The organism is Microbacterium sp. MMO-20 (genome assembly GCF_037147735.1).
In the GTDB taxonomy this organism is placed as follows: Bacteria; Actinomycetota; Actinomycetes; order Actinomycetales; family Microbacteriaceae; genus Microbacterium.
Map to the genome: position 1 here is coordinate 721,928 of NZ_JBBCUU010000001.1, position 8,027 is coordinate 729,954.

The window sequence follows — 8,027 nt, forward strand, 5'->3', positions numbered from 1 at the left end:
ATGGACGGCTCCGCGCTGATCGACGGCGCGCACACGATCGGCCGATGGCTCACCGATCGCGCCGCGACCGTGCCCGCGCACACCGCGATCGACGATCGCGGTGTGCGGATCGGCTACGCCGACCTCGAGACCCGCTCCCGCGAGCTCGCCGCAGGACTGCGGCGAGCGGGCTACGGTCCCGGTGACCGGATCGCGACCGTGTCGGGCAACTCGATCGACCACGTCGTGGCGTTCTTCGCCTGTGCGAAGAGCGGCGTCGCGTTCGTGCCCCTGTCGTGGCGGCTCGCTCCGCGTGAACTCGCCGAGGTGCTGACAGGCTCCGCCCCCGCCCTCGTGCTCGTCGAGGACGAGTACGAGGGCCTGGCCGCCGACGCCTTGCGACGGGTCGCCGAGCGGTGCCCGGTGGCACCGCTCGGCACGACCGGGGTCGAAGCCGCCGTTCCCGCACGCCTCGGACCGGCGGTCCCGCTGCGGGGCGTCCGCGACGACGACCCGCTCCTGGTCATCTACACCTCGGGCAGCGAATCCGCGCCCAAGGGCGTCGTGCTGACGCACGCGAACTGCTTCTGGAACAATCTCGCGCTCGCGGGCGCCCAGCAGCTCACGGGGGACGACGTCGTCCTCTCGATGCTCCCGCAGTTCCACGTCGCGGCGTGGAACTGCCAGCCGCTCCTGGCGTGGTGGGTCGGCGCGACGGTCGTGCTCGAGCGCTCCTTCCAACCGCGGCGCGTCCTCCAGCTGCTCGCCGAGCGCGGGGTCACGGCGATGATGGGCGTGCCGACCCAGTACCGCCTTCTCGCCGACGATCCGGCGTTCGCGCAGATCGCGGCGGGGCCGCTGCGCCAGGCTCTCGTCGGCGGAGCGACGGTCCCGGCGGATCTCGCGGCGCAATGGGCGGCGGCGGGTGTGCCGCTCACCCAGGGGTACGGGCTCACCGAGGCAGCGCCGAACGTGCTGTGCCTGCCGGCATCCGACCTCGGCCGCCACGCGGGAGCCGTGGGACGACCGTATCCGCACGTGGACGTCTGCGTGGCCGACCCCGAGACGGGACTCGTGCTCGAGGGTGAGGCGACCGGCGAGCTGTGGGTGCGCGGCCCGAGCGTCTTCTCCGGCTACCTGAACGACGACGCAGCCACGGCCCGGGTGCTCGCGGGGGAATGGCTGCGGACGGGCGACATCGTGCATCGTGACCGCGGCGGCGTCTACCGGATCGTGGACCGCCTGAAGGACATCTTCATCTCCGGCGGCGAGAACGTCGCGCCCGCCGAGGTGGAGCGCGCGCTCGCGCTGCACCCCGCGATCGCGGAAGTCGCCGTCGTCGGCGTGCCCGATGAGGTCTGGGGTGAGCGCGGAGTCGCCTTCGTCGTGCGCGCCGACGGCGCCGCGCTCGGCGAGGACGAGGTGATCGCGCATGCGCGCGCGGAGCTCGCGGGCTACAAAGTCCCCGTGCGTGTCGCGTTCGTCGAGGCGCTCCCGCGGTCGACGATCGAGAAGCTCGCCCGCTCGCGTCTGCGTGCCGCAGCGGCGGAACTGATGAAGGAGACCACCCATGGATGACGCGGTGTCACGCATGGCGTCGGATACGGCCGAGCCGATGCCCGCCCTCTCGGCGACCGGCAAGCCGCTCACCAAGCGCGGTGAGGCGACGAGGCGCAAGCTCCTCGAAGCGGCCGAGGAGGTCTTCGCGGGCCTCGGCTACCACGAGGCATCCATCGTGAAGATCACAGAGCGCGCGGGCATCGGTCTCGGAACGTTCTACCTCTACTTCGACAGCAAGCAGCAGATCTTCGAAGAGCTCGTCGTCGACCTCAACAGGCGGGTGCGCCACTCGATGAGCGAGGCGATGGCCGGAGCGTCAGGACGCATCGAGGCCGAGCGCGCCGGATTCGAGGGCTTCTTCCGGTTCACGGCCGCCCATCCGGCGCTCTATCGCGTCGTCCGGGAGGCCGAGTTCGTCTCGCCCGAGATGCTGCGCTTGCACTACACGCGGATCGTGGACGGATACGAGGCGGGTCTGCGCGCGGCGCAACGAGAGGGCGACGTCGACGAGGCGCTCGACCCCGAGGTCACCGCGTGGGCCCTCATGGGCGCCGGAGAGCTCATCGGTATGCGCTATCTGCTCTGGGAGCGCGACGAGCAGGACAACGCGCCGAGTGCCATGCCAGAGGCGGTCATCGACCACATGACGAGATTCATCCGCAACGCGCTCGAGCCGCGTCGCACTTCGGGAGGTTCCCATGACTGAGCAGGATCTGGCCGGGCACCGCGCCCTCGTGACCGGGGGAGCGAGCGGAATCGGCCTCGCGTGCGCCCGCGAGTTCGCTTCACGCGGCGCACACGTGATCGTGGCCGATTTCAATGGCGAGGCGGCAGCCGCCGTCGCAGCCGAGCTCGGCGGCGAGGCCTGGGTCGTCGATCTCTCCGACACCGCTGCTCAGGAGGATCTCGCACTCGATGTCGACATCCTGCTCAACAACGCTGGCGTCCAGACCGTGGCCCCGATCGAGGAGTTCGACCCTGAGCGCTGGCGCTTCATGCACCGGCTGATGGTCGAGTCGCCGTTCCTGCTCACCCGAGCGGCGCTGCCCAAGATGTACGAGCGCGGCTGGGGTCGCATCATCAACATCTCGAGTGCCCACGGCCTGCGGGCGAGCGCGTTCAAGTCGGCGTACGTGTCGGCGAAGCACGCGCTCGAAGGACTGTCGAAGGTGACGGCCCTCGAGGGCGGTCCGCACGGCGTCACGAGCAACTGCATCAACCCTGCCTACGTGCGGACGCCGCTCGTCGAGAAGCAGATCGCCGACCAGGCGAAGGTGCACGGCATTGCGGAGAGCGATGTCGTGCGAGACATCATGCTGACCGAGGGCGTCGTGAAGCGTCTTGTCGAGGCCGACGAGGTCGCGTCCCTCGCGGGTTGGCTCGCGTCGCACAAGGCGGGCATGGTGACGGGAGCGAGCTACACGATCGACGGCGGCTGGACGGCGCGATGACGCGCGCGAGCCACCGGGTGGCTGTTCCGGTCGCGGGGGGTGACCTCACCGTCGGCGTGTGGGATGCCGAGGACCCGGCCGCGCCGACGATCCTCGCGATCCACGGCGTGACCTCTTCGCACCTCGCGTGGGAGTTCCTCGCCGAATCCCTCCCCGGGGTGCGGATCGTCGCGCCGGACCTCCGTGGCCGGGGACGCAGCAATGAGATCGCGGGACCCGCCGGAATGGCCGCGCATGCGGCCGATCTGGCCGCCGTCTCGGCCGCGTTCGACCTGGGTCCTGTCGTCGTCGTCGCGCACTCGATGGGAGCGTTCGTCGCGGTCGCCTTCGCCGCGCGGCATCCGGAACTCGTGGCACGACTCGTCCTCGTCGACGGGGGCCTGCCGCTCGGCGCGCCGGCGGGGCTCGCCCCCGACCAGCTCGTCGATGCGATTCTGGGCCCCACCGCGGCGCGGTTGAATCTGCGCTTCTCGAGCGTCGCGGAGTACCTCGACTTCTGGCGCTCGCACCCGGCGTTCGCGCGCGACTGGACGCCGGAGCTGGAGCGATACCTCGCCTACGACCTCGTTTCGGCGGGGGAGGAGGGGCTCCGCCCCGCGACCGCGTACGCGACGACAGTCGAAGACACGATCGACATGAACACCACGACGACGGTGGCCGACGCGCTCGCGATGCTCGATCGTCCGGCAACGCTCATCACGGTGCCGCGCGGACTGCAGAACGAGGAGCCGGGTCTGTACCCTGACGAGCACCTCACTCGCCTGCTCGCGGAGCACCCGCAGATCGCGCATGAGCGCTGGAACGGCTTCAACCATTACACGGTGGTGTTGAGCGCGGCCGGCGCCGAACGGCTCGCCCGCGTCGTCGCTGACGAGCTGGCACTCGCGGCGGCGTGATCCTCAGCGGGCGGAGGCGGCGACGCGCGTGGACAGCTGGTGCGCGTGCGCGAGGAGGGTGCGCCCGAGCTCGGGAATGCGCTCCGGCGTGAACCGGAACTCGACGCCCGTGAGACTCAGAGCCCACTGCGGGTGTCCCGACGAGGTGAACACCGCCGCACCGAGTCCGAAGCTCCCCGCGACGATGAGCCCCGGGTTCAGGGCGAAGCCGCGGGCGTGCGTCTCGCGCAGCCGCGCGCGCAGGCGGGGCTCCGCGTGGGGGCTGCCGTACCGCTCGGGCAGCTCCGGGTGGCGCTCGAAGTAGGCGTCCACATCGTGGGGCGGCAGGAACGCGAGGATCGCCAGCCCTGCCGAGGCGACTCCGAGCGGGAACCGCGTGCCCTCGGAGAGGACGAACGAACGGATCGGGAACGCGCCGTCTTCGCGCAGGAGGCACACGGTCTCGTCGCCGCGTCGGACGGAGAGGAACGCGCTCTCTTCGGTACGCACGGCCAGTGAGCGCACGATGTCGCGGGCGATCGCGGTGATGTCGTAGCGGGATGCCGCGACGGTGCCCATGAGATACAGCTCCGGCCCCGGCATCCATCGTCCGGACCGGTCATCCTGATCGACGAGGCCCTCGTGACGCAGCGCCGTCAAAAGTCGATGGGTCGTCGGGCGGGTGAGGTCGGCCCGCCGCGCGAGCTCGGCGACGGTTGTCCCGCTCTCGCCCGCGCCCGTCACGAGGCGGAGGAGGGCGGCAGCGCGCGCGATCGCTTGCGCGCCCGGCACGCTGCGCGACGACGTGGTGTCCATGATGTGGACATTAGGCGAAGCGGCGCCCACATCGCAAACACGCGTGACGCACGGTGCCTCGACGGGGCGCACGATAGAGACACACGGATGACGAAGGAGTTCACGTGATCGACAAGACCTACGGATCGGCAGCGGAGGCGGTCGCCGACATCCCCGACGGAGCTTCGCTGGCCGTCGGCGGCTTCGGGCTGTCCGGCAATCCGATCGCCCTCATCGAAGCGCTCCTCGCGCAGGGTACGACGGACCTGTCCATCGTCAGCAACAACTGCGGGGTCGACGACTGGGGCCTCGGCGTGCTCTTGAACGCGAAGCGCATTCGGAAGATGACGTCCTCCTATGTCGGCGAGAACAAGGAGTTCGAGCGTCAGTTCCTCTCCGGTGAGCTCGAACTCGAGCTCACCCCGCAGGGCACGCTCGCCGAGAAGCTGCGCGCGGGCGGCGCGGGCATCGCCGCCTTCTTCACACAGACCGGCGTCGGCACGCAGGTCGCCGAGGGCGGCCTGCCGCGCAAGTACGACGGGCGGGGCGGCATCGCCGTGGCATCCCCGCGGAAGGACGTCCGGCCCTTCGCGCCCGACGGCACCGAGCGTGACTACGTGCTCGAAGAGGCGATCGTCACCGACTATGCGCTCGTGCACGCAGCGCGCGGCGACGTGCACGGCAACCTCGTCTTCAACAAGGCGGCCCGTAATTTCAACCCGCTCGCCGCGATGGCCGGCAAGATCTGCATCGCCCAGGTGGAAGAACTCGTCCCCGCGGGGGAGCTCGACCCCGACAGCATCCATTTGCCGGGGATCTACGTGCACCGCATCGTCGAGGTGGGTTCGGACATCGAGAAGCGCATCGAGCGACGCACCGTCTCGGTCGACCAAGCCCTCAGCCGTCCCGTCCCGGAAGGAGCCTGACCATGGCACTCACACGCAATGAGATGGCCGCGCGCGCGGCCGCCGAACTCGCCGACGGCTCCTACGTCAATCTCGGCATCGGTCTGCCGACGCTCGTCCCGAACTACGTTCCCGACGGCGTCACCGTCGTGCTGCAGTCGGAGAACGGCATCCTCGGTGTCGGTCCGTACCCGACCGAGGAACACGTCGACCCCGACCTCATCAACGCGGGCAAAGAGACGGTCACGGTCCTGCCCGGATCCGCCTTCTTCGACTCGGCGTTGAGCTTCGGGATGATCCGGGGCGGCAAGATCGACGCCGCCATCCTCGGGGCGATGCAGGTTTCCGCTTCGGGCGACCTCGCCAACTGGATGATCCCCGGCAAGATGGTCAAGGGCCCCGGCGGCGCGATGGACCTCGTCCACGGCGCCGGTCAGGTCATCGTCCTCATGGAGCACGTCGCCCGGGACGGATCGGCGAAGATCGTCGACGAGTGCTCACTGCCGCTCACGGGCCGCGGCGTCGTCGACCGCATCATCACCGACCTCGCGGTGATCGACGTGACCGCCGAAGGACTCGTGCTCGTCGAGACCGCGCCGGGCGTCACAGTCGACGAGGTCGTGGCCGCTACCGAGCCCGCGCTCATCATCGCCGAACCGCTCAAGGAGATCGCATGACCACCCCCACCGACGACATCGTCATCGTCGCCGCCGCCCGGACGCCTCAGGGGCGCCTGAAGGGACAGCTCGCATCGTTCACCGCACCGCAGCTCGGCGGCCTCGCCATCGCGGGTGCGCTCGCCAAGGGGAACATTCCGGCGGATGCGGTGGATGCCGTCATCATGGGTCAGGTGCTGCCGGCAGGATCCGGGCAGAACCCGGCGCGCCAGGCAGCTCTCGCCGGCGGTATCGGATGGGACGTCCCGGCATCGTCGGTCAACAAGGTCTGCCTCTCGGGCCTCACCGCCATCATCGACGCGAAGCGCATGATCGCCTCGGGCGACGCCACCGTCGTCGTCGCGGGGGGCATGGAATCGATGACACGCTCGCCGCACCTGCTCATGGGCTCGCGAGACGGGTGGTCCTATGGGTCCGTCGAGGTGCTCGATCACATGGCGTACGACGGTCTGACGGATGCCTATGACAAAGAGTCCATGGGCGCTTCGACCGAGCGGCTCAACCCGACATTCCGCGTGACGCGCGAGGCGCAAGACCGCGTTGCCGCGCTCTCGCACCAGCGAGCCGCGGCCGCGCGAGACGCGGGCCTCTTCGACGCCGAGATCGTCACGATCGAGGTGCCACAACGGCGCGGCGAACCCGTGCAGGTCACGGCCGACGAAGGCATCCGTGCCGAGACGACGGAAGAGACCCTCGCGGGTCTTCGCCCCGCCTTCGCGAAGGACGGCTCGATCACAGCGGGTAACGCCTCGCAGATCTCCGACGGCGCGGCCGCGGTGGTCCTCACGACGCGCGCGCACGCCGCCGATGCGGGGTGGCCGGTGCTCGCGGTCGTGGGCGCCGCCGGGCAGGTCGCCGGCCCCGACAACTCGCTGCATGCTCAGCCCGCCCGCGCGATCGCGCAGGCCCTCGAGCGGGAGGGGATCACGGCATCCGATCTCGATTTCGTCGAGATCAACGAGGCCTTCGGGGCCGTCGTCGCCCACTCGCAGGCCGAGCTCGGCATCGGCGAGGACGTCGTCAACGTGCACGGCGGCGGCATCGCGGTCGGCCATCCGATCGGCGCCTCCGGTGCGCGACTGGTCGTGCACGCCGTGCACGAGCTCGTTCGGCGCGGCTCGGGAACGGCGGCGGTCGGGCTGTGCGGAGGGGGCGGCCAGGGCGAAGCGCTGATCGTGACGCGCTGATCTCGCTCCGCGTGCGGGTCCGGTCGAGCGTCCGCGCGCGGCGGCTAGGCTCGTGGAGTGACCACGATCTCACCGCTCCGCGCGCGCGACCGCGCCGACTGGGCGCCGCTCTGGGCTCAGTACTTGACGTTCTACGAGAGTGCGCTCGATGATGCGGTGACCGATGACGTGTTCGCACGGCTTGCCGCCGCAGACGGGCTCCACGGTGCGATCGCGCGCGACGACGATGGCCGAGCCGTCGGGTTCGTGCACTGGCTGTTCCACCCCTCGACGTGGTCGACGAGCGGCTACTGCTACCTCGAAGACCTCTTCGTCGCTCGCGACGTACGCGGCAGTGGTATCGGATCGGCGCTCATCGCGCACGTGCGCGACGCGGCACAGGCGGCGGGGGCGCAGAAGGTCTACTGGCTGACCCAGTCGGGCAACCGCGCCGCGCGGCGCCTCTATGATTCCCTCGCGACCGATACCGGTTTCGTGCACTACGAGAGGGTGAGTCCAATAGCGTGGTGTCAATTCCCGCGGGGTTCTCGTCGTCGTAGACGGTGAAGGGCCATCGTGGGATGACCAGTTGTTTCCGCCAAGAAGCAAGAAGAGTGAT

At 70.0% G+C, this 8,027-nt stretch carries 9 protein-coding genes; 8 read left to right on the top strand and 1 reads right to left on the bottom strand.

What is annotated here, in order from left to right; translation table 11 throughout:
* Genes WFI52_RS03625 through WFI52_RS03640 form a run of 4 tightly spaced genes read left to right on the top strand, consistent with a single transcriptional unit; the run spans position 1 to position 3,886 of the window.
* Positions 1-1,557 carry a class I adenylate-forming enzyme family protein gene (locus tag WFI52_RS03625; protein ID WP_336624909.1) on the top strand — a complete coding sequence of 519 codons (1,557 nt, stop codon included), beginning with the start codon at positions 1-3 and terminating at the stop codon, positions 1,555-1,557.
* Between the two features lie 37 nt (positions 1,558-1,594).
* The gene (locus tag WFI52_RS03630; RefSeq protein WP_442927681.1) at positions 1,595-2,245 is read left to right on the top strand and encodes a TetR/AcrR family transcriptional regulator; all 651 of its coding nucleotides are present in this window, start codon (positions 1,595-1,597) and stop codon (positions 2,243-2,245) included.
* On the top strand, positions 2,238-2,990 hold the full coding sequence (locus WFI52_RS03635) for a 3-hydroxybutyrate dehydrogenase (RefSeq protein ID WP_336624908.1): 753 nt from the start codon (positions 2,238-2,240) through the stop codon (positions 2,988-2,990). The genes WFI52_RS03630 and WFI52_RS03635 overlap by 8 nt, the downstream gene beginning before the upstream one ends.
* 17 nt (positions 2,991-3,007) lie before the next feature.
* Complete coding sequence (locus WFI52_RS03640; RefSeq protein ID WP_336624907.1) at positions 3,008-3,886, top strand: alpha/beta hydrolase; 879 nt, start codon at positions 3,008-3,010, stop codon at positions 3,884-3,886.
* 3 nt (positions 3,887-3,889) lie between these two features.
* Here the strand turns inward: WFI52_RS03640 and WFI52_RS03645 are convergent, their stop codons facing one another.
* Positions 3,890-4,681 (bottom strand): IclR family transcriptional regulator, encoded by a 792-nt coding sequence (locus WFI52_RS03645; RefSeq protein ID WP_336624906.1) that lies wholly within the window; start codon positions 4,679-4,681, stop codon positions 3,890-3,892.
* Positions 4,682-4,785: 104 nt separating this feature from the next.
* Between WFI52_RS03645 and WFI52_RS03650 the strand changes: the two genes are divergently transcribed.
* Genes WFI52_RS03650 through WFI52_RS03665 form a run of 4 tightly spaced genes read left to right on the top strand, consistent with a single transcriptional unit; the run spans position 4,786 to position 7,975 of the window.
* Positions 4,786-5,586, top strand: a complete 801-nt coding sequence (locus tag WFI52_RS03650; protein ID WP_336624905.1) for a CoA transferase subunit A — start codon at positions 4,786-4,788, stop codon at positions 5,584-5,586.
* A gap of 2 nt (positions 5,587-5,588) precedes the next feature.
* Positions 5,589-6,242 carry a 3-oxoacid CoA-transferase subunit B gene (locus WFI52_RS03655; RefSeq protein WP_336624904.1) on the top strand — a complete coding sequence of 218 codons (654 nt, stop codon included), beginning with the start codon at positions 5,589-5,591 and terminating at the stop codon, positions 6,240-6,242.
* Complete coding sequence (locus WFI52_RS03660) at positions 6,239-7,429, top strand: acetyl-CoA C-acetyltransferase (protein ID WP_336624903.1); 1,191 nt, start codon at positions 6,239-6,241, stop codon at positions 7,427-7,429. The genes WFI52_RS03655 and WFI52_RS03660 overlap by 4 nt, the downstream gene beginning before the upstream one ends.
* A gap of 57 nt (positions 7,430-7,486) precedes the next feature.
* Positions 7,487-7,975 (top strand): GNAT family N-acetyltransferase, encoded by a 489-nt coding sequence (locus WFI52_RS03665; protein WP_336624902.1) that lies wholly within the window; start codon positions 7,487-7,489, stop codon positions 7,973-7,975.
* The last annotated feature ends 52 nt before the right edge of the window (positions 7,976-8,027 follow it).